Annotated in this window: 19 protein-coding genes and 1 tRNA gene; 2 read left to right on the top strand and 18 right to left on the bottom strand. The window is 59.1% G+C overall.

The window, feature by feature from the left end:
• Positions 1-99: 99 nt before the first annotated feature.
• A tRNA-Tyr gene (locus tag HMPREF3053_RS05780) sits at positions 100-181 on the bottom strand.
• Between the two features lie 180 nt (positions 182-361).
• Positions 362-1,417 carry a polyprenyl synthetase family protein gene (locus HMPREF3053_RS05785; protein WP_049172333.1) on the bottom strand — a complete coding sequence of 352 codons (1,056 nt, stop codon included), beginning with the start codon at positions 1,415-1,417 and terminating at the stop codon, positions 362-364.
• A gap of 118 nt (positions 1,418-1,535) precedes the next feature.
• Here HMPREF3053_RS05785 and HMPREF3053_RS05790 point away from each other — a divergent pair, with 118 nt between their 5' ends.
• Positions 1,536-2,888, top strand: a complete 1,353-nt coding sequence (locus tag HMPREF3053_RS05790) for a geranylgeranyl reductase family protein (protein WP_168163113.1) — start codon at positions 1,536-1,538, stop codon at positions 2,886-2,888.
• 51 nt (positions 2,889-2,939) lie between these two features.
• Here HMPREF3053_RS05790 and HMPREF3053_RS05795 read toward each other — a convergent pair whose 3' ends face one another.
• The 5 genes from HMPREF3053_RS05795 to HMPREF3053_RS05815 all read right to left on the bottom strand — a co-directional run bounded on the left by HMPREF3053_RS05795 (position 2,940) and on the right by HMPREF3053_RS05815 (position 8,350).
• On the bottom strand, positions 2,940-3,632 hold the full coding sequence (locus tag HMPREF3053_RS05795; protein WP_070767423.1) for a demethylmenaquinone methyltransferase: 693 nt from the start codon (positions 3,630-3,632) through the stop codon (positions 2,940-2,942).
• Positions 3,633-3,642: 10 nt separating this feature from the next.
• Positions 3,643-4,851, bottom strand: coding sequence for a glycosyltransferase family 4 protein (locus HMPREF3053_RS05800; protein WP_016422034.1), 1,209 nt, complete (start codon positions 4,849-4,851; stop codon positions 3,643-3,645).
• Positions 4,852-4,855: 4 nt separating this feature from the next.
• Positions 4,856-5,347, bottom strand: coding sequence for a DUF3592 domain-containing protein (locus tag HMPREF3053_RS05805; RefSeq protein WP_016422033.1), 492 nt, complete (start codon positions 5,345-5,347; stop codon positions 4,856-4,858).
• Between the two features lie 43 nt (positions 5,348-5,390).
• On the bottom strand, positions 5,391-7,223 hold the full coding sequence (gene menD, locus HMPREF3053_RS05810) for a 2-succinyl-5-enolpyruvyl-6-hydroxy-3-cyclohexene-1-carboxylic-acid synthase (RefSeq protein WP_083317222.1): 1,833 nt from the start codon (positions 7,221-7,223) through the stop codon (positions 5,391-5,393).
• Positions 7,224-7,324: 101 nt separating this feature from the next.
• Positions 7,325-8,350 (bottom strand): o-succinylbenzoate synthase, encoded by a 1,026-nt coding sequence (locus tag HMPREF3053_RS05815; protein WP_070767424.1) that lies wholly within the window; start codon positions 8,348-8,350, stop codon positions 7,325-7,327.
• A gap of 13 nt (positions 8,351-8,363) precedes the next feature.
• On the opposite strand from HMPREF3053_RS05815, the gene HMPREF3053_RS05820 reads away from it, so the two are divergent.
• Complete coding sequence (locus HMPREF3053_RS05820) at positions 8,364-9,344, top strand: 1,4-dihydroxy-2-naphthoyl-CoA synthase (RefSeq protein ID WP_016422029.1); 981 nt, start codon at positions 8,364-8,366, stop codon at positions 9,342-9,344.
• 108 nt (positions 9,345-9,452) lie between these two features.
• Here HMPREF3053_RS05820 and HMPREF3053_RS05825 read toward each other — a convergent pair whose 3' ends face one another.
• From HMPREF3053_RS05825 to HMPREF3053_RS05875, 11 genes are all read right to left on the bottom strand, one after another.
• Positions 9,453-10,112: an ABC transporter ATP-binding protein gene (locus HMPREF3053_RS05825; RefSeq protein ID WP_080969612.1), complete on the bottom strand. Its 660-nt coding sequence runs from the start codon at positions 10,110-10,112 to the stop codon at positions 9,453-9,455.
• Between the two features lie 179 nt (positions 10,113-10,291).
• Positions 10,292-11,341 (bottom strand): FecCD family ABC transporter permease, encoded by a 1,050-nt coding sequence (locus HMPREF3053_RS05830; protein ID WP_042389120.1) that lies wholly within the window; start codon positions 11,339-11,341, stop codon positions 10,292-10,294.
• A gap of 95 nt (positions 11,342-11,436) precedes the next feature.
• On the bottom strand, positions 11,437-12,558 hold the full coding sequence (locus tag HMPREF3053_RS05835) for an ABC transporter substrate-binding protein (RefSeq protein WP_224783767.1): 1,122 nt from the start codon (positions 12,556-12,558) through the stop codon (positions 11,437-11,439).
• Between the two features lie 214 nt (positions 12,559-12,772).
• Positions 12,773-14,173 carry an MATE family efflux transporter gene (locus HMPREF3053_RS05840; protein WP_065421727.1) on the bottom strand — a complete coding sequence of 467 codons (1,401 nt, stop codon included), beginning with the start codon at positions 14,171-14,173 and terminating at the stop codon, positions 12,773-12,775.
• Positions 14,170-15,255 (bottom strand): PLP-dependent cysteine synthase family protein, encoded by a 1,086-nt coding sequence (locus tag HMPREF3053_RS05845; RefSeq protein ID WP_246819384.1) that lies wholly within the window; start codon positions 15,253-15,255, stop codon positions 14,170-14,172. Before HMPREF3053_RS05845 ends, HMPREF3053_RS05840 begins: the two co-directional genes overlap by 4 nt.
• A gap of 20 nt (positions 15,256-15,275) precedes the next feature.
• Positions 15,276-16,769, bottom strand: coding sequence for a type III PLP-dependent enzyme domain-containing protein (locus HMPREF3053_RS05850; RefSeq protein WP_016422023.1), 1,494 nt, complete (start codon positions 16,767-16,769; stop codon positions 15,276-15,278).
• 31 nt (positions 16,770-16,800) lie between these two features.
• Positions 16,801-17,799: an ornithine cyclodeaminase gene (locus tag HMPREF3053_RS05855; RefSeq protein WP_070653449.1), complete on the bottom strand. Its 999-nt coding sequence runs from the start codon at positions 17,797-17,799 to the stop codon at positions 16,801-16,803.
• A gap of 164 nt (positions 17,800-17,963) precedes the next feature.
• A complete protein-coding gene (locus HMPREF3053_RS05860) occupies positions 17,964-18,716 on the bottom strand; it encodes an ABC transporter ATP-binding protein (protein ID WP_083317223.1) in 753 nt (250 codons plus the stop codon).
• A complete protein-coding gene (locus tag HMPREF3053_RS05865) occupies positions 18,713-19,663 on the bottom strand; it encodes an ATP-binding cassette domain-containing protein (protein WP_016422020.1) in 951 nt (316 codons plus the stop codon). The genes HMPREF3053_RS05860 and HMPREF3053_RS05865 overlap by 4 nt, the downstream gene beginning before the upstream one ends.
• Positions 19,660-20,487 carry an ABC transporter permease gene (locus HMPREF3053_RS05870; RefSeq protein WP_016422019.1) on the bottom strand — a complete coding sequence of 276 codons (828 nt, stop codon included), beginning with the start codon at positions 20,485-20,487 and terminating at the stop codon, positions 19,660-19,662. Before HMPREF3053_RS05870 ends, HMPREF3053_RS05865 begins: the two co-directional genes overlap by 4 nt.
• Positions 20,480-21,418 carry an ABC transporter permease gene (locus HMPREF3053_RS05875; protein ID WP_224783768.1) on the bottom strand — a complete coding sequence of 313 codons (939 nt, stop codon included), beginning with the start codon at positions 21,416-21,418 and terminating at the stop codon, positions 20,480-20,482. Before HMPREF3053_RS05875 ends, HMPREF3053_RS05870 begins: the two co-directional genes overlap by 8 nt.
• Positions 21,419-21,495: the final 77 nt, after the last annotated feature.

A 21,495-nucleotide genomic window follows, 5' to 3' on the forward strand; every position in this document is an offset into this window, starting at 1 on the left:
CGCCGAGCCAGACACACATTTTGTCGTTTAACCCCGCATCCCCATCAACGGCCCCTACAAAAAAATCACCGCGAGAAAGTTCTCGCGGTGATTTCACTGTGCCAGATGATGGATTCGAACCAACGAAGGCAATGCCGACGGATTTACAATCCGCTCCCTTTGGCCGCTCGGGCAATCTGGCGTGCACTCTTAAACGGTGCGAATGGAATGCTACCCACTACTCTGTCATTTACACAAATCGGCAGGTCGAGAGGATATTTCCCTACCTGGATTCACCCCTCAGCAGAGCTCAGCCCAGAGGAGAGCTCACCTCAGAGCAGTGCTCGCCCCTAGGCCCATCTCGCCGATGGAGCTCAATCCACTACCCCACGCGCTCCACGGTGTAGCGAGCAACGTGACGCAGGGCCTCCTTGGCCGCGCAGTCAGGAAGGTCAGCGATGACGCGGTCGGACTCATCCAGCAGTTCATTGACCTTCTCCATCGCGCGAGCCACACCGTTGGTCTGAGCCAGGAGCTCGAGGGCCTCGTCGACAAGCGCGTCGTCGGAAACTGGGCCGACAAGAATCTCGCGGAGGCGGTCAGCGGCTGGGGTGTCCTCCTGCAGCGCGTAGAGAACCGGCAGCGTGAAGACGCCCTCGCGCAAGTCAGTGCCCGGAGTCTTGCCGGACTGATCGGTATTGGAGGAGATGTCGATGATGTCGTCGACAATCTGGAAAACGATACCGATTAGTTCGCCATAGCGGCGCAGTGCGTTGGAAATCTCGGCGGACGCACCGGCGTGATAGGCGCCGAGATAACCGGCCGATGCGATGAGCACACCGGTCTTTTCGGCAATGACCTTCAGGTAGCGCTCGATGCGCTCTTCAATCGGCAGGTCCAAGTCGTTGAGGCACTCGCGCATCTGACCTGTGACAAGAACACCGAAGGTCTCAGCGAAGTGAGCCACGCTCTCGGAGCCGAGCTCTGCCAGCAGGCGGGACGCAGCAGCGAAGAGGTAGTCACCGGCCAGAATGGCGACGGTGTTGTCCCAGCGCGAGTTTGCGGAGGGCACGCCGCGGCGCTTATCCGCTTCATCCATGACGTCGTCGTGGTAGAGCGTCGCCAGGTGCGTCAGCTCCAGCACCGTCGCGGCGGTGATGACCTTATCGCTCTCCGGGTTCTCCCCGAACTGCGCGGCCAGCATGGTAAACATCGGGCGGAAGCGCTTACCACCAGCGTGAGCTAGGTGGGAAACCCGTTCGACTAGGAAGTCCTCGCCGCGCCCCAGCTCGGTAATCAGGAGGTCCTCGCTCTTGCGCATTCCCTCGGTGATTGTTGCTTCCAGCGCCTCATCAACGAAGTGAGAACTAGTGGCGGTGTGCTCACCAGTGCCCTGAGCACTTCCGGAACTAAGCCCGGAGTAGTCTCCAGTACGCATTCGAGACCTGCCTAACTGACGATAAAAGATAAGAAACTGCTAAATAAACTACCTTACGAGCATAGTGGCTAGCAGACCAGTTCCCATATTTGTTTCAACGTCGTTATACGCTGGGGCAATGACCTCAAGCCCGATTTCGCGAGTTTCCCCCACGTTCGACGGCACCGTCGCTCTACCCAGCAGCACTGACGTGCTCATTGTTGGCGCAGGCCCCACCGGCTCCGCAGCCGCAATTCACGCCGCCCGCGCCGGTTTTTCGGTCACTGTGGTCGACTCCCAGCGCTTCCCGCGCGACAAAACTTGTGGCGACGGGCTCACTCCTCGTGCCATCGCTGAGCTACGTCGTCTAGGGCTTGACGACGAGCTCCTGCGCCGCAACCGCAACCGCGGACTCAAGCTACACGGTTTCGGCGGCTCCATCACCGCACCTTGGCCAGATGATGCCTCGGGCACTTTCCCCGCTGTCGGATCCGCGATGCCGCGAGTTGAGCTCGACACTTTCTTGCTCAATGCCGCCGCTGATGCCGGTGCGCAGGTCTTTGATGGAGTCGCAGCGCGGAAGGTGGTTCTCGGAGCGCTGAACACTGGCGGCACGCGGGGTCATGGCGTGCGCGAGGTGGAGCTTTCCGACCGCGAGGGCAAGCCACACACCATCTCGGCCCGCTGGTTGCTCGTGGCCGATGGGGTCCGCAGTACCGTCGGCAAGCAGCTGGGGCGTGCGTGGCATCGAGACAGCGTCTTTGGCGTGGCCGCACGGTCGTATGTCAGCTTCGACAGCGCAGACGTAGCGGATGACTGGATTCACTCGCACCTGGAACTGCGCGACTCCGAAGGGCATACGCACCCGGGCTATGGCTGGATTTTCCCGCTGGGAGAAGGCCGGGCGAATGTGGGGTGTGGGGCGCTGGCGACATCGGCACGCCCGGCGCGCACGAACGTGAAGAAGTTGCTGCGTGAGTACCACGGACAGGTGCGCGATCAGTGGCAGATGAGCGAGCCGGAGCACGTGACGTCGGCGCTGCTGCCGATGGGCGGTGCCGTGTCGAATGTGGCGGGGCCGAACTGGGCGTTGCTCGGTGATGCTGCGTGCTTGGTCAACCCGCTCAACGGTGAGGGCATTGACTACGGCATGGAGTCGGCGCGGCTAGCGGTGGAGCTGATTAGTTCGATTGGTGCGGGCCGCGATGGGCTGACGCACTCCTGGCCCGCCCTACTTCGCGACCACTACGGCACCGGCTTCTCGCTGGCTCGCAAGTTGGCGCTGACGCTGACGTACCCGAGCTTCCTTCCCACGGTCGGCCCGCTGACCATCGGCGCCCCGTGGGGAAGCCAGCTCATGGGTGTTGCCGCACGCCTGATGGGAAACCTGGTCACGGAACACGACCGCGACGTAGTGGCGCGACTCTGGCGCGCTTCGGGGAGGACAGCGCTGGCCTCCGATAAGTGGTTCGGGCGCCAGCCCTGGCAGTAGGAATCGCTTTACGACGGACCCTGCGACCCAGCCCGACTGAGAGCTAGCGAGCTACTGCACGGGCTTGGTTGCCGAGTGCAGCGCTGCGATACCGAAGGTGAGATTCTGCCAACCGGCATCCTCCCAGCCAGAGGCATTGATGTCGCGGGCAAGCTGCGGCTGGTTTGGCCAGGCGCGAATCGACTCCGCCAAGTACACGTAGGCCTCCGGGTTCGAGGAGACGACCTTGGCGATCTGCGGCAGTGCCCGCATCAGGTATTCCTTGTAGAAGGTGCTGAACACCGGCATCACGGGGGTGGAGAACTCGCAGACTGTTAGCTGGCCTCCGGGCTTGGTCACGCGAGCTAGCTCAGCGAGGCCCGCCTTGTAGTCCACGATGTTGCGCAGACCGAAGCTGATGGTCACCGCGTCGAAGGTGTTGTCCGGGAATGGCAGCTTCATGCCGTCACCGCAGACCTTGGGAACATCGCGGTGTGCACCGGCCTTGAGCATGCCTCGGGAGAAATCACAGGCAACGACGTATGCGCCAGACTTTGCCAACTCCACTGATGAAACAGCCGTACCGGCGGCCAGGTCGAGGACTTTCTGGCCAGGCTGCAGGTTCAGGCGCTTTGCCGTGCGCACGCGCCAGTAGTGGTCAATGCCACCGGTGAGCACGGTATTAGTGATGTCGTAATTCTTCCCCACGCCATCGAACATCGAGGCGACTTCGCTGGGATTTTTCGTTAAATCAGCCCTAGACACGATGTCCAGATTACGCGACCGACTTCTGACGCGTAGCAGCACCTGCATGGGAGGCATCAATCGCATCTGCTGCGACCTTGCTTGACGTCTCGGCCGCGGAAACCCCAGAAACCTCCTCGTAGTGGCGAACCAGGTCTGCACACAGTGCTTCCCAGGTGCGCTCGGTCACGGTGTCGCGGCAGCGGTTGCGCAGCTGCTTACGTGCCAGCTCATCGTCAACGAGCAGCAGCTTGTCGACCGCCTCAGCCAAATCGCGGGTGAAAGTCTTGGGTTCCAGCAGGTAGCCGTTGACGTCGTTGGTAATCAGGTCGCGCGGGCCGCCTGCGTTCGGAGCGATGGCCGGCACACCGGAGGCGTGGGCTTCCTGTACCGCCTGGCAGAAGGTTTCAAAGTCACCGGTGTGGACGAACACGTCCAGACTGGCGAATGCCGCTGCCAACTTATCGCCGGTGAGCTGTCCGGTAAAGACGGCATTCGGCATCTGCTTCTGCAGCTTCTGCAGCTCCGGGCCATTGCCGACAATGACCACCTGAATATCATCGCGGCCGTTCAGCGCTGCCAGCCGCTCCACAGACTTCTCCGCCGCGAGCCTGCCGACATAACCAACAATCGGCTTGCCCTCCGGGCTCCACTGCTTCCTGAGCTCTTCACTACGCTTTGTCGGAGTAAAGCGAACCGCATCAACACCGCGGCCCCAGCGGTAGACATCACGAATCTTGTGATCCTGCAGGTCCTCAATAGTCGGCGACGACGGCGCCAGCGTTCGGGCGCAGGAGTTGTGAATCACGCGCGTCCACAACCATGCGGCCGTGGAGAGCCCCGCCAACTTGTAGTTCTTGGCAAAACCCGCAACGTCCGTCTGATAGATGGCCACAGCCGGGATGCCCAGTGCCTTGGCAGTCAGCGCGCCCGCACCACCGAGCACAAATGGCGAAGCCAAGTGGACAACATCCGGCTTAAACTGCGTCAGCGCCGACGCTACCCGACGGTTCGGCACACCAATCGGTAGCGAATCAATCAACGGCACCATCACAGTGGGCACACGCTCAATGCGGTAGTCGCAGTAGAACTCTGCCTCTTCCTGCCAGTCCCGAGCGCCCGGCGCAATCACCAGCGCCTCGTGTCCTTCACGGCGTAAGTGTTCCAACACCCGCAGCACGGAGTTTGTCACTCCATTGATGTTGGGCAAGAAGCTTTCAGCAATGATGGCAACGCGCATGGTGCTAGTTTTCCATCTCGTCGGAAAGCGAAAGTGACCCTCTGTTTACCTTTTGGGGATCTCTTTGTAAACGACGGGTTGCGCGCAACGACAACCACCACAACGGCGCGACGACGAGAAATGCAACCACAGCGATGCTGGTCGCCGGGAGAAGTGACAACGTCCATGTGCGTCCGGCGACGCGGACGACATTGGGATCAGTGCGGTCGTATTCGACGCGGACGCGCTGCCCCTCTTCCAGACCAACGGGATAGAGCAAACCGGTTGGCGGCGACTGAAAATCACCATTCTCGTCGACGAAATCAACCGTGGTGCGAAGGAGCTCGACCGAGCGCACGTTGGCTACGGACTGCCCCATGTTCGACTCGATATTGCGGTCATTAATGAAGCAGCCAACCACCATGGCCAGGCACGACAGCAACAGGCAAATCATTACAAAGAGCAGTACCTGACGAAGGAAGCGCGGCCAATTGGCCAGGGCAGTTTTCCACTGCATGGCGGTCGCGACCTCCTATTTTTCTGTCTCTGATTGTTTCCAGCTAGTGCTTGTCCAGCACCCCAATCTCCGCATTGTATGCCAGCTTGTGATGCAACTGCCGACGCGTCGCACGCGTGGTCGCCACCTCAATGACGCGGATGCCATCGACGTCGGTATCCGGGTGCAACTGCGCGAGCAGATCTGGGAGGCGGTCAACGCGCACGTGCTCGACCCCGTAAGCCTGGCAGATGCCCTCAAAGTCCACGCCCTGCGGGGTGCCGAAGATGCGCTCAAAGCTTCCCCGCAGAACCGGGCTGCCCGCCTCCAGCGTCTCGAAAATACCGCCACCTGCATCATTGGCCACCACGATGGTGAGGTTTTCCGGCCTCGGCTCCAGCGGCCCAATTGCCAACGCTGCGGAGTCGTGCTGGAACGTCAGGTCCCCCATAAGTGCAATCGTCCGCGGCGGGCGGATCTCGTCGGCATGCTCGCGGTCGGACGCCAGCGCAATACCGATTGCCGTCGCCACCGTGCCGTCGATGCCCGCGGCACCTCGTCCCGCATACGTGTTCACACCGGGGAAAGGCAGGCCCGTGTACGACGCATCGCGCACCGGGTTCGACGCGCCCAGCACCACGTTGTCACCCGTGCGCAGGCTGTCCGTCAGAGCCGCCGCCACATGAAATCCGGTCAGCGGTTCCTCCGTTTCAATCGACTCGGTCAGCGTCTCTCGCACGGACTTCACCGCCAATTCGCTGGCGGCCTCACAGATTTTCGTCCACTGCGGGTCCTGCTCCCCCAAAGTCTGCACATGCTTTACGACGGCCCTTGCGTTCGCCGTCACATCCGGGAACTCCACCCCAAAACCGTGGTTTTCCGCTTCGGAGACAACGGTCAGCTCGATATCCGGATTGGCCAGCAGCTTAGAGATACCTCGGTGCAGCGTCGGCCTGCCGACCAGCACAATCTGCTCCGGTAGAATCTGCGCGAAAGTGCCCGCCGCGAGCGGGTGCACCGGGTGCGCCGGCGCATACGCATTCGGCTCAGCGATGGTTGGCAAATCCTCCAGCGCCGGCAGGTGCGGGGCATTCGAACCCGCAATCACGAGTGTGCGGCGGCTGATGTCAATTGTGGCTGTGCTAGCCGCGTTGGCCGGGCCGGTTGCGGTGGCCGAGTTGGCTGCGATGGCGGCCGCGGCGACGTTGTTGCTGTTGGTAGGCGCAATCGTGGTCCAGGGGCCGCCATCGGCGCGGCCCTCGGGGATGTCGGCGACGGAGTCGTCGTCAGGCACGAGCGGTTCGACAAAACGGACGTTAAGGTGGCCGGCGCCGGATGCCATGGCGGCGACAACGCGATCAATGCGAGCGCGGATCTGCGCGGCGGTGGCCTTCGTGACCGGGGCGGTGCCGTCCAGATCGAACTCGACGACGGAGGCATCAGCGAACAGGCGGTCCTGGACGATGGTCTGGTTCGCGCCAGTGCCTCGATAATGCGCGGGGCGGTCGGCGGTCAGTGCCAGCAGCGGAATGCCCGACGCGGTGGCTTCCACCATGGCGGGCACGAGGTTCGCCACTGCTGTACCGGACGTTGTAATTACCGGGGTCACCTTGCGGGTGCGCGAGGCCAGGCCGAGGGCGAGGAAGGCGGCGGAGCGTTCATCGATACGTACGTGGAGGCGAACCTTCGCCGCGTCGGCGGCCTGGACCAGAGCGCGGGCGAGCGGGGCGGACCGGGAACCCGGGCACACCACGGCATCGACCATGCCGAGACGCAGCAGCTCATCGACGATGAGGCCCGCTACCACTGCGGATGGGGCTTGTGTGGACTGGACGGCGTGAGTGGTTTCGACCGCGCCGGTGTCCGGGTCTTGAGAGGTGTCCTGGTTATTGTTCACACTCAATAGGCTACTTGCCGGGAGTTACTGACTAGGTTTATGTCAGTTTGGAAGCCGTTTTTCGGGCTCAAAGTGTCATAAACCTAGTCACTTTCTTGGCGTTATAGATGGGCGTACGCCGCGCGGAGGCGGTCGAACCACCAATCGCGGCGGGGGCCCGGCGCGGCGAGCTCGGCCAGGCGGGAAGGGTCGGGAGCGGGGTTGGTGACGGGCAGTCGGCCATCGATAAGTGGCCGGGGCTCGATGACGTCCTCGATAAACAGCGAGGACGTGGCCAAACCCGCCGCGTTCGGCTCCGGCTGCAGCTCTGTGGCAGGCAGGGCCGCCGCCGTGAACAAACCGGCGGCCATGCCAACACCGGTGTCCAGGGCGCTGGCGACCGTCACCTTCATCGCGAGCTCCTCGGCCAACCGAAGCAAGCAGCGTGGTCCACCAAGCGGCGCGACCTTCATTACGCCCACGTCCGCCGCCTGTTCGCGCGCAACCAAATACGGATCCTCGGCCTTGCGAATCGACTCATCGGCAGCAATCGGGCAAAACTCCCCCACTGTGTCGCGGACCGCGCGGAGCTCGGCGACAGTCGCAACGGGCTGCTCCATGTACTCCAGCGGCCCCAACTCATGAGCGGCGCGGATGGCCTGCTCCACAGTCCAGCCACGATTCGCATCCACCCGCACCACAGGTTCATAGCCATAGGCTTCGGCCACCGCGGTGCGGACGGCGGCTACGCGCTCGATGTCGTCGTTAAGCGATTGGCCGCTCTCTGCGACCTTGACCTTAAACGTGCGGCACCCGGGGTAGCGCGCCACGACCTCCGGCACCTGGTCGGGTGTGACGGCGGGGATGGTGGCGTTGACCTCGACAAACTCGCGCTTCGGGATGGGCAGGCCGACGTATGCGCATTCGATGGCCGAGCGCAGCCACGCGGCGGCCTCGGACGCCTCGTATTCCAGGAAGGGAGCGAACTCGCCCCAGGTGACGGGGCCGTCGATGAGGAGTGCCTCGCGGGTGGTGACGCCACGGAATTTCACTGCCATGGGCAGCGCGACGACGTGGGCGCGGTCGAGGATGTCATCGATGGGCGGAAGCTGGATGTTGGGCGCAGCGGACACAGACATACCCCTCATGCTAGAGACCTTTATGCTGGAAGCCATGACTGATACCGCGAAGTACTCGACCGATAACCCCTTCCGCCCCGAGCAGTGGAAGACGGTTGATGGTTTTGAGGATTTGACCGACATCACCTACCACCGCCACGTCGGCGAGGGCCGCGAAAACGGCATTGTGCGTATTGCGTTTGATCGCCCGGAGGTTCGTAACGCATTCCGCCCGCATACCGTCGATGAGCTCTACCGCGCGCTCGACCACGCGCGTCGCACCCCGGATGTCGGCGTTGTGCTGCTGACCGGTAACGGCCCGAGCACCAAGGACGGTGGCTGGGCATTCTGTTCGGGTGGTGACCAGCGCATTCGCGGTCGTTCCGGCTACCAGTACGCCACATCCCACGAGCATGACGACGCTACCGCGGACGCATCCACCATCGATACCGCGCGTGCCAAGGTCGAGGGTGGCCGCCTGCACATCCTGGAGGTGCAGCGCCTGATTCGCACTATGCCGAAGGTTGTCATTGCCGTGGTCAATGGTTGGGCCGCAGGTGGCGGACACTCCCTGCACGTGGTGTGTGACCTGACACTGGCATCCCGCCAGGAGGCCCGCTTTAAGCAGACCGACGCTGACGTGGGATCTTTCGATGCCGGCTATGGCTCGGCCTACCTGGCGAAGCAGGTTGGTCAGAAGTTTGCCCGCGAGATTTTCTTCCTCGGCCGTTCCTACGACGCTGAGACCATGCACCGCATGGGCGCTGTCAACGAGGTCGCCGACCACGCTGAGCTGGAAGATGTCGCGGTGGAGTGGGGCCGCATGATCAACGGTAAGTCCCCAACGGCGCAGCGCATGCTGAAGTTCGCTTTCAACCTGACCGATGACGGACTGATGGGCCAGCAGGTCTTCGCGGGCGAGGCTACTCGCCTGGCGTACATGACCGACGAGGCCGTCGAGGGCAAGGAAGCGTTCCTGGAAAAGCGTGACCCGAACTGGGACGAGTTCCCGTTCTACTACTAGGGGCAGTTAGGGGGGGCGCCGGCTGGGGCGCTCGTCGGGCCCTGCACTTTAGCGCTCATTCGTGGCTGTAGAACAGCCGAGAGCGTGCGCTACAGTCACGGGTCTGCGCTAGAGTGCCTCCGACGCTTCGACCGCCAGCCCGCCATTGCGAGTCGGGAGCACCGCACCTTCTACCTGATAAACCTCTCGCAGCATAGCTTCATTAATGACCTCTGCCGGAGGCCCTGCACTGCTGACCCGACCATCGGCTAGAACAACCACATGTTCGCAAAAGCGCGCCGCTTGCCCCAGGTCATGAAGTGTCATCACTACCGCGCAGGGCAATTCCCGCGCACACTTGCGTACCTGCCCGAGAAGCATCAATTGGTTACGCAGGTCGAGTGCGCTGGTGGGCTCGTCGAGAAGCAATACCCGAGGTCGTCGCACAACCGCCTGCGCAAAACTCACCAACTGCCGCTGTCCCCCAGACAACTCAGACATCAGCCGCGATGACAACGCAACCAACCCAAGTCGTTCAATGGTGGCCTGCACTTCTGCCCGCACTGTGGATCCGACACGCAGTGCGGAAAACCCAGAAAATGACTGTTGCCGGGCAAGCAGGACGCTTTCGTACACGGTCAATGAGCTCAGCGGCGGAGGGTCCTGTGGCAAATATAGAGATCTTTCAGCACGTACCTGCCCCGAGCAGTTTTCAAGGCCCGCCAAACACCTCAGCAGTGTCGATTTGCCAGCTCCGTTGGGACCGACCAACGCAGTCACGCTTCCCATCGGAAGAGGCCCAACGTCGACATTGTGCAGGACATGATGGCCGTCGTAAGCAAAAGACACTCCTCGCGCGCTAAGAGCGGACGATTCTGGAGGGGTTTCGCCGAGGGGTTTACCGTCAGGTTTACTGGGGCTGTCGTGATGACCATGTACAGCGTCGTTCCCGACAAAGCGACTTGCCTTTAGCCAACCCACATTTTCCTCCTCTGGCCAGCGATAATCGCGACAAATACGGGCACTCCTACAATTGCGGTAATAATGCCTACGGGAAGAATTACACCCGGTTGAATCACCTTCGACACTGCCGATGCCGCAACCAGAAGCAGCGCCCCTACCAAAGTCGAAGCAGTAAGAAAATAACGTTGATCTTCGCCTACCAATAAGCGCGCAACGTGTGGGCCGACGAGACCGATAAATCCAATCGTACCGGCCATCGACACAGCGGTTGCCGCCATAAAGGACACCACGATAAGGGTCAGCGCACGCAGTCGATCAACGTCTACGCCAAGGGCTTTTGCGCGGTCATCGCCCATCCGGAATGCAGTCAGCGACCAGGCATTGAGGTAAAAGAAGAGTAGCCCCATCACGAATATCACCGCGAGCAACGCAATCTGCGTCCAGTTCGAGCGGGTGAGACTACCCATCGTCCAGAACACAACCTGTTCCAACTGCGTCTCCGAGGCCAGGTATTGCATCAGGGCCAGTAGAGCGTCGAAAAAGAATACAATCGCGATACCGAGGAGAATCATCCCCTCGACTCCTGGGCCACGAAATCGGGAAAAGAGCAGAATCGCAGCGCAGGCCAGCATCGCGAACACCCACGCAGTCCCGGCCATCCCCAGCACCGCACCGATTCCCTCAGAAGCGAAGCCGGTGACCACAGCCAGGGCAGCACCGAATCCGGCCGCCGCTGACACGCCCAGGGTGTACGGCTCGGCCAGGGGATTTCCCAGAATTGTCTGCATTTGTGAGCCCGCCGCTGCCAGCGTCGCTCCGACGAGCACTGCAGTCACGGTCATCGGAAGCCGAATGTCGAAAACAATCTGGTGGTCAATGGGTCGCGCACCAACCGGATGGGTCAATGTATGCAAAACTTCGCTGGCAGGCATGCTACCGCCACCGAGTAGAAAGTCAGCAAGCGATGTCAAAGCCAACACCACAGTAATCAGAGCGATTATCACCCACTTCTTCCGTGCTGCGCGCTGATACCAGTGAAAAGTTGACTGCACCATTACTCTATCAGGGCTGACTTCCTGCTCCCCGCGAACGGCGTCTCCGCTCCCCTGCGTTGTTGCCAGGTTTCCGTGCGAAACTTGCATGTTCGACATCACTCCAGCCCAGTCCAGAAGGTGCCCGAGGCCTCGATTGGCAGGAACTTATCGTGCAGGTCCTGTACCTCTCGTTCAGTGTCAATGTCGCCGAACAAGTCCGGGTGCATGGCCTTTGCAAACATCTCGACTGCCAGGAAGTTATATGGCGAATCGTAAAAATGATGCCATGCGACGAAAGTACGCTTACTTTTCACCGCGTCGACTTCACGCACAGCGGGTTGCTTACCGACGACATCGTGAAGGGCCTTTTGCGCCTCTTCCTTCGATTCCGAGTAACCCAGCGGTACGTAATTTCCTTCCTTGACCGGAGTCTTACCCTGATCCCAGTCTGCGCCTGTGGCAATGATGACTTCAGGATTCTTCCCGGCCAATGCCTCTGGCGATACCTGCCCTTGCTTCGCATCAATCATTTCGTCGCCAAGGTTTAGTCCACCGGCAAAATTGACAATCTGCGCCAGGTTGGACTTGGCGAAGGTTGAGCAGCAGTCAAAGTAACCGGGTGCTCGCCACAGGAATGTCGGTGTCGGTGCTGGTTTCTTCTCGGCAAGGCGGTCAGCGACCTTGTTGACCTTCTTCTCGTAGTAGTTGATAAAGTCTTCCGCCTGCTTTTCACGCCCCAGCAGTTGTCCCATCATTCGAATACTGGGCTCGGTGTTTTTCACTGGGTCAATGAAGTAGTCGACAGTCACCGTCGGCACGCCTGCCTTTTCTAATCCATCAACGATTCCAGCATCTTTAGCCGCGTCGAAGACACCCGCATTTACTACGAAGACATCGGGTCGGGACTCCAGAGCCTGCTCCAGCGACATAGTGTTGTTGTAAATCTCGCCTGTGGTCGGGATGTCCTTGATCTTGGGGAACTTCTCAACGTAGCGGTCGTAAGTGGCTTTGTCGTTTTCCTTCAGGTCCTCTGGCCAGGCAACGATCTTGTCAGTTGGATTGTCTGGGTTCAGAAGCGCCGTCGTGTAAAGCATCTTCTGCCCGCCCATCAGGATTCGCTCGACATTCTGCGGGACTTTAACTTCGCGTCCTAGCGCATCGACGACGGTACGCTTCTCACTGCTAGCGGATGCGTCTCCATTTCCATCTGAGCAAGCGGCGAGAAGGACGAGCGACATGCATAGGAGTACCGCGAAAAGCACCCTTGCGGGGAAGTCACGCAGTAGCACGCTTGGAGTAAGAGGAGAACTAACCTTCATTTTCTTCTTTCCGGAGCAGGCGGTCAGTCGACCGCATATTCAGCTCCTCGGATCCCCTTCGGTAGAGGGAAAACGTCATCTTTACGTGGATGGTTCAGACTATTTCTGGATGGGTGTTACGAAGCTTCGGCCGTCACACGGAACTAGTGGGTTGCAGGTGACGCTGCAGAGCGCGGTAAAGCAGAGCAGCGGTCGTGGAAAAGCCAAGGATGAGCCCAACCCAAACGCCATATCCTTCCCAACGAAGGCCAAGGCCAAGAATCAGGAGAGCTGGAACCCCCACCGCCCAGTAGCCCCAAAGGGTCGCACTGAGACCCGACTTCGTGTCGCGCAGCCCACGAAGGAGCCCCACCAGCACGTTCTGGGAGCCTTTAGCGAACTGCTGAAGCACGGCAAGGCACAACAAGATTGTCGCTATATGGCGTACATCGGGATTGGCACTAACGTTGGAATCAGTAAGGAACAGTCCAACGACGTACTTGCCCAGTAGCAACCAGAGCAAACCGACGACGGCAAGATAAATACCCACTGCGTGCAAAACCCGACGTGATACCTGTTTGACTGCCTCGGCACCATCCGCTAATGCACGGCTGACCAGTATAGATCCTCCGTGCGAGAAGCCGATACATACTTGGTAGACGATATAAGCGAGTTGGTTAACAACGGTGTGCGCTGCCAGCATGACTGGGCTAACCAGGCCCATCGCTAGACCTGCGATAGTAGTAATCGCAGCTTCAGAGCCGTAGGTAAGCGAAACTGGAATCCCAAGCCGAATAATGCGCCTCATGCATGCTGCGTCGCCGGGCCTCGGAATGACCGCGAAGAATTTCCGTAGCTGACGGTCTCTTTGCAGCAAGCCAGCAAAGGACAGCAGGGTAAAAACCTGGACGCAGGTGGTCGACAGACCGATGCCCACCAGTCCCCATGCAGTTCCCCATTCATTGACACTTGTTAGCCGGAGGAATCCAGCGTTGAGAGCAGCGTTGACAACGATGGAGATGAGCGTAACCACCAGCAGAGAGCCCGGCCGACGCATGCCGACTGCAAACTGCCGCAGGACATTGAGCCAAATCATCGGGATAAGGCCTGGTGCAAGCGCGACCGTCATCGAGAACGCTAGCTCGGCAACAGTGTCGTCGATGGGCAAGATGAGTGCAAGCGCACCAAATGAAATCACGATGAGGCCACCAATGATTGCAGTTGCGGTACCGACGGCCATGCAACTGCGTACCGCTTGGCGGATTCGCTCAGCCGCAACTTCCTCGCCTGTCTTTTCCCACTCCGACGCGGCCTCGGCTACTAGGTTGCCTCCGGCGGTGACCATACCGACACACATGGTGCGAATCTGGTTGTAGAACTGCATTGCGAGTCCGCCGCCGGCAATTGCCACTACACCGAGGGTCTGCAGCATCAGCACATCGGTCGTGGTTAGCGCAACCCCCGCTAGCTGAACGCCCGCGATGGGTAGCGCAAGCGAATAGACATCACGGTAGGACACGGTTTGCTGGCCAATTGCACGAGCTGGATTTATCACCCGGCCACCTCGAAGGAACTAGCAATGGCACGAGAATCACAATAGGCTCTGAGCATTCGCGAAACTTGACGCTCCATAACTTCTGAATACAAATGATTTTTCTGAAGCCAATCAGTATCAAAAATTGTGTCGAGATATTTCTCACCAGCATCACAAACAATGACGACCATTGTTGTTCCTGCCTGAAACTCGTGTAGATGACGCAAACCTTCGTAGATTGCAGCACCTGCTGTGCCTCCAACCATGAGCCCATGTTCCCTAGCCAACACTCGGGCCACAGCGAATGCCTTGACATCGCTAACTTTGACTCCATGGTCGATGAGGTTGTAGCGGACGTTATTGCCGATTTTGAAACCCGACGGAGCACCGGCACCTGATTGCTTATATGCCCCTGGCACCCCACCAAAAATGATGGAGCCTTCGGGTTCAACAGCCAACGACTCGGCGGTATGCCCAAGCTTCCTCAGATGTTCCGTTGTACCGCACAACGTCCCGCCCGTTCCGATTGCCGCAACGAGAACGTCAACCTTTTCTGGGATTTGCTCATCGAGTTCGTATGCAAGCTGCCAGTAACCAGCTGGGTTGTTGGGATTATTGTGCTGATCTGGCCACCATGCATCCGAGGTCTCGGCGACAATTTCTGCGGCCTTCGCACGTCTAAGGCTCGTAGACGGAACACAGGATTCTTTATCCCCGACGAAGACCAACTCTGCTCCAAGTGCTTGCATGGAACGCAGCTTGTCCTTAGCAGCGTGATGATCCACAATCGCCGTAAACTTGTATCCCCGCTGAGAGGCCACAAATGCCAGACCTAAACCAGTGTTTCCACTAGTGGGTTCAATGATTCTTCCGCCCGGCTTGAGCTCGCCGGAGATCTCCGCAGCAACAATCATCTCCAGCGCCATTCGCACCTTTACGCTTCCCGTCGGATTTAGGCAATCCATCTTCAGTAATAACCGGCTTCCGGATCCGGTATTACACAGTTCAAGAATTGGCGTGTTTCCAATTAAACTACAACTCTGAAGCGAACATGTTGCGCAAGGTTTTCTTAATTTTTTTTCAGAATATGGAAAATCAATCATGACAGACCCCAATTAGACATTTAAACCAATTCCCGATATAAAGGCCTATCTATTTTCGGCAAGCTTCCCCGACCTTCCCAAACAAACCGCATGGGCAGGCGAATTTGATGAAATTCGCTTTCATTTTTGTCCATCTGATAACCAGCCGTATTGTGATAAATAACCAAATCCCCAACTCTCGGAATTCGATTCATTTGGACCTTTCGCCAAGTGAGCATGTCATATTCCATACAGCTACTTCCGCCAACACAGACACCAACCGAGCGCGATAGACAATTACTGCCACCACTAGGCCTGCCCATGTAATTGGCGCCATCATCTGAGCCGGGATTCTCCCATAACGTCATGTCAGGCATGTATTCACTGCCTTTCCATTGCTCAGAAAGGCTCATACTTAAACCCGCAACAGTAATAATTATGTAGTCGTCTCTCCATTTCACACCCTGAATTGGAAAAACGCTCAATCCACAACCATCTAACGCCGCTCGGCCTGGTTCAATGGCCAACTGAAATCGCCCATTTTTTAGCCGTTCCGCAAGCGAAGTGCTAGTTTTATCAATCCTCTCAACTGAAGGCGAATTAGCTACTCCCGAAAGAATTTCATCTAACATTTCAGGGCCATCATTGCCCTGCCCACCATACGGATAAAGCCCTTCTGGAATTCGACCAGAATGAAAATAGTCTCGCTTATCCGGTGAATCAATAACCTTTTCCCGAAACATTTCCCACTGGGATGGCTCACAATACTGAACCGAAAATCCTCCACCTATGTCCAGCATCTCTGCCGTCCATCCTTTAATTCGAAGAATTTCCATAAAATCCAAAGCTTTATGTGCTTGGCGGTTACGCTGAGCGGGACTGTATCCGTTCAAATGGAAGGTCACGCCCCTACAGTCAATCCCATTACTAGATTGTTCTCGCAGGGCCTCAAGCTCTCGAAGCCACTGTGCCATGGAGGTGCCGAAGCGAGTCTCAGGCTGTTCTTCAGGCAGTAACCTAATCAACACCGGAGCATCAACGACTCCAAGATCCTTAGCCAGCGAATTAATTCGGAATAGTTCGCTCGGAGAATCTACTGCAATTAGAACTCTCTGCCTGAGAGCAAGAGTCAAAAGCGATTGCGATTTTTCCGCACCCGTAACAACTAAGTCGGCAGCACACACACCAGCGCCTAAAGCGCCGGTGAGCTCCTCCCCGCTCGCAACATCTACGCGATGACCCTCTTCGGCGACTGCGGGGATCCAGCACGCAGACTTATTTGCTTTGTGAGCGAAGTAGATATGCGAGTCGACTCCGTGACGCTCGCAAACAGCAGCAAAAGCATTCAAATTCTGGCGAAAAACCTGAGTATTTAGAACATGAAAAGGCCCTGCCGCTAGTGTGGCTAAACGAGTTAGTTCCGAGACGCCGTCACTTGGAATTGACAGTAAATCTTTCGCCCAGTCACGTTGTTTCGGGACCAGGGTCGAGGTCTTGGGCACAGAGGGTGTAGAAGCAAAAGTTTTATCGTTCACTTTTCATTTCCCGTAGTGCCGACAGCGAGCGTTACGACCATAGCGACACCTCCGTACCTCGCCCAGCAGAAAATGCACGAACCGCAAGTTCCTGAGCAACTGGAATATCCGTAATAATCATTCCCGTCGAGAATGCAAAAACTCGGTCAGTTTCATTCGTGCGCCCTGGGGCCTTTCGCGCGAGAATATCGGGTAGTGTTGCATCCAATTCCACTTCTTTGCCCTGGAGCAATCGCTGCCCAACTAGCTCGAACTGTCCGGCACTAGTAGCAATTACCCTGTCTGCAGCAGCAACAGCACCATCCGCAATTCCCTTGGAAGCAACAGAAATTAGCAGCCCACCTTCGGGAATCCATTCAGTTTGAATCGATGGGTGCCAGGCACGACCGGAAGCAACTACGGTGATATCGCTGCTTTGAACTGCCTTCATAACAGAAGCATCATCGCGTTCAACTAGTTCGATATTCCGCTCGGGAAACCAGTGATTAAGCGACTTCCGGCTTTTTTCTAATCCTCCCGGATGAGTTCCATGCAGCTGTAGTTTTTCGAGGCTCGGCACTGCTGTGACCAAGTAGGAAAGTGTGTTAACTGACTGAATCCCAGTGCCAAAAACAGTCACAGTCTTCGCATCAGCGCGTGCACATTCTCGCGCAATCAATGCTGTCGTAGCGGGAGTTCGCGAGGCTCCAACTTTTTGGCAGTCCATTAGCGCGTATGGCATGCCGCTTTCATCGTCGTAGAGACTAATGGTGGTGTAGTACTTATCTGGGTTGTCGCTTCCGTGGCGATAAGAGGTCTTGTATCCAACGAGATCACGGTTGGCATCAAAACCGAGCATCGAAAAAGCAATCGAGTCCCGGCTCTCAACCGGTAAGTCAATCATCATTTTTGTCGGGCACTGCGAGGAACCTTCCGCGAATGCCAAGTATCCATCTTCTACTGCACGGATAACCAGCGAAGGTTCGAGTTCGATATCTTCCAAGTCCGATCGGGTCAAAAGTCGAAGCTTTGGAGTTTTTGAATCAATCAATAGAAGTCCTTCAAGCAAGTAACGATTGATAGCCAACCATTCAACCAACAAAAGGAGAGCCTACACTACCTGTCATAGGTATGGCTACCCTAATTCCTATATTCTATCGGCGATCACAGGCAGTGAAGGTTCAATGACTCCAAGCTGGGCGCTAAGCAATATCGCTACTCTAAGGCGAGGACGCCGTCGCACACGGCGGCGAGAAGCCTGTGTTCATGGCTAATCATGAGAACACCGCCGCCAGATACGGCGAAATCCCGGATGACCTCGACGATTGCCGCGGAGTTGGCGGCGTCGAGCATGGCGGTCATCTCGTCGCAGATGAGGTAGCGTGGACCGGCGGCCAGGGTGCGAGCGACTGCGGCACGCTGGAGCTGCCCGTCTGAGACCTGGCTAGGGAAGCGATCGAGAAGGTCCGGAGTCAGCCCAACGTTTCGGATGAGCTCGTCGATGTCCACACTTTTCCCGGTTCGCTGACCATCCCGCCGCCCTTGCCGCCCCTGTCGTGCGGCTGAGCGAATGGTGCGCCCCAAAGTCATCCGCGGGTCGCAGGACCTTCGGGGAGACTGAAACACCATCCCAATCTGGCCACGAACCCGCTGCCCGGCGCGGCTGCGCACAGCGCCGACCGGCACCCCGTCGCAGAAGCACTGCCCTAAATCGGGCACTTCCAGGCCTGCGAGGATACGGCCGAGCGTGGACTTGCCAGCCCCCGAAGGCCCACGAAGCCCGACGATCTGCCCTGGATCAACCCTGATGGAAACGTCCGATAAAACGACTCTCGCAGAGCCGTCCTTGGCGCCGAATGACTTCGACACGTTCTCGGCGACCAGCGCTTTGCCACTCGCCTGCGCGTCACAGCTCACCGAAGCCTGCTCACTCACCAACGCCTTACTCACCACAGCCTCCTCGTTCATTTCCCCGCCTCCTCGAGCCTGCGCGCGTAGCAATAGTCCTCGTCCAGGTTCGTCAAGCTCGGCACCACGCCGGGCATCGGCCGCATGCCGTTTTCGGGCAGCGCTGCGAGCAGGTCGCGCATGTATTCGCTGGCTGGGGCCTCAATCACCTGTTTTGCCGGTCCCGTCTCCTCAAGGCGCGATGCGTACATCACTGCAACTCGGTCGGCGATGCCGCTATCGCGCAGCTCGGAAATGTCGTGCGTAATTAGCATGACTCCCACACCACTGTCGGCGATTTGGCGAAGCATGCGCAGCAGGGCCATGGTCAGGTCGGGGTCGAGGGAGGCCGTCGGCTCGTCAGCAATCACCAGAGCAGGGTCGCCAGCCAGGGCGAATGCCACTGCTGCGCGCTGCGCCATACCCCCGGAAAGTTCGTGGGGATACAGCGCCGCGACCTCCGCATCCAGGCTGACTCGCCGCAGCATCTCCTCCACCGTGTGGTTGCGCCCCAGAACGGAAATTGTTTCTTTTAGCTGTGCCCCGACCGTGCGCACCGGTGTCAAAAACGTCGCCGCCGACTGCGGTACTAGCGCGATTTGCCGCCCCGCCAGCTCCTCGTCAGTGCGAGCAAGGCCCGCGCCGGTACGTCGCCGCGCCAGAATTTCGATGGGCTCGGCGTTCCTCTCCGCTTCTGCACCACTGTCAGCTGCCCCTTCGCGCGGATAGAAACGCACCTGCCCCTCTACTCTCGCGTGCGGCGGCAGCATGCCAACCACCGCCGAGGCAATAATCGACTTTCCGCAGCCCGACTCACCCACAACCGCGACGACCTCTCCCCTACCCACAGTCAGGGACACGCCCGTCGCGGCATGCACCACGTCACCACCGCGCAGGGGAATCCGCACTGTCAGTCTCTCAATGTCCAGCAGCTTCTCTCGCTTGCCGACGCCCTCCCGAGCACTCACACCAGCACCTCCTGTCCGGTCACCCGCTCCTTCAAATGCGTGCCGACGGCCGCAATACACAACGTTGTGGCGACGAGGAAAAACGAGGGAAACACCAAAATCCACCAATGGCCGAGAAGCAGGGCGCCCTCGGCGTCGGCAAGCAGAGTCCCGAGAGACGGCTTGTGCGGCGGCAGGCCCACCCCAAGGAAAGACAGCGTCGACTCGTGCCAGATTGCGTGCGGGATCAGCAAGATAAGGCCGACCAAGGACTGCCCCAGTGCCGCCGGAACAACGTGCCGAGCTAGCACGCGTGCGCGGCTCATTCCGGACAGGAGCGCGGCCTCGACGAACTCGGCGCCCCGCAGATGCAGCACGGACGCACGGACCGTTCGGGTGATGGTCACCCAGTGCGTCAGTACCAGGGAGATGATGATTGCGGGGACCGAGCCTCGGAAAAGGCTGACGATGAGCAGCCCCAGTAGCAGGTGCGGCAGCGCGTTGGTGACGTCGGCGCTGCGCATAATGACGCGGTCGACGCGCCCGCCGAGCATGCCTGCGGTAACGCCGAGGACGATACCGACGATCGCCGAGCACACTGCCGTGACCAGTGCAATGAAAAGGGAAATGCGCATTCCCGCAGCAACTCGAACGAAAACGTCGTGCCCCTTCGAATCGGTACCGAAGAAGTGCTCAGGCCCCGGGGCGACACCGGAATTGGCGAAGTCGGTGAGCACCAGGTCGGAGTCGTGAAACAGCGGAGTTAAAAAGGCGTAGGCAGCGATGAGGACCAGGCACGCCACGGCCACGACCGGGGCGACCGGCCTCTTTGTCGTTTTAAGCATCTGCATCCACCCGTGGGTCGAGGACGACGAAGGCGACGTCGGCAAGCAGATTTCCGAGCAGGACGATAGCCGTCGTCGCGATAGTGAGAATGCTCAGCAGCGGAAAGTCCAAGCTCTGAGCCGATTTGACCAGTGCGGTTCCGAGCCCAGGCCACGCGAAGACCGCCTCCACCAGTGTCGATCCGACGACCAGCTCAGACAGTCGCGCGCCGATGAGCGCGAGGAAAGGCGGCACTGCGGTCGGCAGGATATGGGAGAAAATAATCGTTCGGCGCGGAATGCCGCGGACCTGCGCTCCGGTGACCGCGCCGGAGTCCATGACCTCGACGATGGACTCACGCAACGACAGCACCAGCCACGGCACCTGCGTAATCGCAAGAACGACAGCTGGCAGCGTAAGGTGCGCCACCGTAGAGGAGAAAGTCACGGGCTCGCCCGGGTAGGTCAGGCCTCCGGTGGGAAATAGCTTCCAGGCCAACGCAAAAAGGCCGAGGCCGCCGAGTGCAACGACGAAGGGCGGGGTCGCCTGAATCACCGTCGAGATCGACAGGACTAGCCGGTCTAGCACTCCCCCGCGCCGCACCGCAGCCCACAGTGCCAGAACGAATGACAGCGCGATAGCTCCGGCAAGTCCGCAGGCGCCGAGCAGCATCGTCCACGGCAGACGCTCGGCGAGCACCTGCGTCACCGGCTGTGAGTAGGACCTCGAAATGCCAAGGTCGCCCACCGCCAGGCCCTGCAGCCACACCAACCACGACTCCCACCAGGGCCTATCCAGCCCCAACTGGTGAGAAATCGAGACTCTCTGCGCTTCGGTCAGGTTGCCCGCCTGACCTTTGAGATACGCATCCAAAGGGTCGAAGGGGCTCACCGCCGCCAGCGCGAACACTGCTGCCGTCACCGCCACAACGATGGGAACGGCTACCAGCACTCGCCTCACGACGATTCCTGCGACCTGCCGTTTCCGGCTCTTGAAACGGGGTTGATGCTCAGAGGGGTGTAGACGCG

This window comes from Corynebacterium sp. HMSC064E07, from assembly GCF_001815745.1.
Taxonomy (GTDB): domain Bacteria; phylum Actinomycetota; class Actinomycetes; order Mycobacteriales; family Mycobacteriaceae; genus Corynebacterium; species Corynebacterium jeikeium_D.

Bases quoted from the DNA above. Each gene is read 5' to 3' on its own strand.
- HMPREF3053_RS05785 (WP_049172333.1), bottom strand. From the start codon at position 1,417: ATGCGTACTGGAGACTACTCCGGGCTTAGTTCCGGAAGTGCTCAGGGC.
- HMPREF3053_RS05790 (WP_168163113.1), top strand. From the start codon at position 1,536: ATGACCTCAAGCCCGATTTCGCGAGTTTCCCCCACGTTCGACGGCACC.
- HMPREF3053_RS05800 (WP_016422034.1), bottom strand. From the start codon at position 4,851: ATGCGCGTTGCCATCATTGCTGAAAGCTTCTTGCCCAACATCAATGGA.
- HMPREF3053_RS05805 (WP_016422033.1), bottom strand. From the start codon at position 5,347: ATGCAGTGGAAAACTGCCCTGGCCAATTGGCCGCGCTTCCTTCGTCAG.
- HMPREF3053_RS05815 (WP_070767424.1), bottom strand. From the start codon at position 8,350: ATGAGGGGTATGTCTGTGTCCGCTGCGCCCAACATCCAGCTTCCGCCC.
- HMPREF3053_RS05820 (WP_016422029.1), top strand. From the start codon at position 8,364: ATGCTGGAAGCCATGACTGATACCGCGAAGTACTCGACCGATAACCCC.
- HMPREF3053_RS05825 (WP_080969612.1), bottom strand. From the start codon at position 10,112: ATGGGAAGCGTGACTGCGTTGGTCGGTCCCAACGGAGCTGGCAAATCG.
- HMPREF3053_RS05830 (WP_042389120.1), bottom strand. From the start codon at position 11,341: ATGGTGCAGTCAACTTTTCACTGGTATCAGCGCGCAGCACGGAAGAAG.
- HMPREF3053_RS05835 (WP_224783767.1), bottom strand. From the start codon at position 12,558: ATGTCGCTCGTCCTTCTCGCCGCTTGCTCAGATGGAAATGGAGACGCA.
- HMPREF3053_RS05845 (WP_246819384.1), bottom strand. From the start codon at position 15,255: ATGATTGATTTTCCATATTCTGAAAAAAAATTAAGAAAACCTTGCGCA.
- HMPREF3053_RS05860 (WP_083317223.1), bottom strand. From the start codon at position 18,716: ATGAACGAGGAGGCTGTGGTGAGTAAGGCGTTGGTGAGTGAGCAGGCT.
- HMPREF3053_RS05870 (WP_016422019.1), bottom strand. From the start codon at position 20,487: ATGCTTAAAACGACAAAGAGGCCGGTCGCCCCGGTCGTGGCCGTGGCG.